Source organism: Enterococcus nangangensis (assembly GCF_005405245.1).
In the GTDB taxonomy this organism is placed as follows: domain Bacteria; phylum Bacillota; class Bacilli; order Lactobacillales; family Enterococcaceae; genus Enterococcus_J; species Enterococcus_J nangangensis.
In genome coordinates, this window is record NZ_BJDR01000052.1 from 1 (window position 1) to 1314 (window position 1314).

Annotated in this window: 1 protein-coding gene; it reads right to left on the minus strand. The window is 39.6% G+C overall.

Annotated features, from left to right (window positions below; genetic code table 11):
- Positions 1-77: 77 nt before the first annotated feature.
- Positions 78-1240, minus strand: a protein-coding gene (locus FFM57_RS09765) for an IS3 family transposase (RefSeq protein WP_137600328.1) whose coding sequence is annotated in 2 segments (ribosomal slippage) — positions 78-964 and positions 964-1240 — 1164 coding nt in all. Because the reading frame shifts where the segments join, the coding sequence is not laid out codon by codon here.
- Between the last annotated feature and the right edge of the window lie 74 nt (positions 1241-1314).

Genomic DNA, 1314 nt, shown 5'->3' on the forward strand with positions numbered 1-1314 from the left:
GTCTGTTATCCGTCCGATTGCCCTTGACAATGAGCCTTCAGGGTCATGACTTCCTACGGCAGAAGCGCACTATGAAATTACGCTGCCTCGCTATCCCTATCATGACCCTGCTCATGATCAAGGGTTCGCTCCGCCAATCTCTGATAACGGAATTGAATCGGTGTCTCGTACCCCAGTGTGCCATGTAGGCGAAGATGATTCCACCAATGGACGTAATCAAACAGTTCTAATTCTAATTGTTCCAAGGTTTCAAAGTGCTGTGGATAAACAAATTCGATTTTGACAGATTTATAAGTAGACTCCGCTACCGCATTGTCATAAGGACAGCCTTTCTCACTCAGGGAACGCGTAATACCAAAGGTCTGTAATATCGTTTCAATGGTCTGATTATCAAACTCTTTTCCACGATCCGTATGGAAAAGTGAGACTTCTGTTAAAGGATATGAAATCCGGCTAAAAGCTCTTTTGACTAATTCGGCGGATTTGTATTTTCCGCAGGAATAGCCAATAATTTCCCGATTGAATAAATCTAAAATCAGACAAATATAATGCCATTTTCTTCCAACTTTTACATAAGTTAAATCTGTGACAATTGCCTCTAGTGGCTTTTTGCGGGCAAATTCTCGATTCAATAGGTTTTCAACGGGTGCCTCATTACAAGACGAGCCATGATGTTTATAGTAGGCCATCGTGTAGGAAGATTTTAAGCCACGCTTCTTCATGATTCGGCCAATTTTACGTCGGCTAACACGAATATCTTGATTGTCTAAAACTTTTTTAATTTTACGTGTGCCATAGACTTTGCGATTTTGATAGAAGACTTCTGTCACTATTTCTTCGAGTTCTGATTCACTTGGCTTTTTCTTTGACTGGTAGTAATAGGTTTGACGAGAGATTCCAAGACATTTACACATCGCTGATATCGAGTATTTGTGCTTATTTGCATCAATTACTTGTCTTTTCGTCCGAATATCAGCGCCGCTTGCTTTAAAATATCATTTTCCATCTCTAACTGTTGATTTCGTTTGCGCAACGTGGCTAATTCTTTTTGTTCAGGGGTCAAATTGTCTTTTTCTTTAAATGAACCTGTTGTATTCGCCTGTTTGAGCCATTTATCAAAAGCGGAAGGCGTTAATTCATAGTCTCGAATGATCTCTGTACGTGATTTTCCAGCGTTGTACAAGTCCACCATTTGTTGCTTAAATTCTGTGGAATAGGTTCTTCTTTGACGTTTAGACATGTGTTTTCCTCCAAGGTGTTTTTTATTATTGTACACACCTTATTTTTTCTGTCTAGTCTAGTGTAGCCTATCCA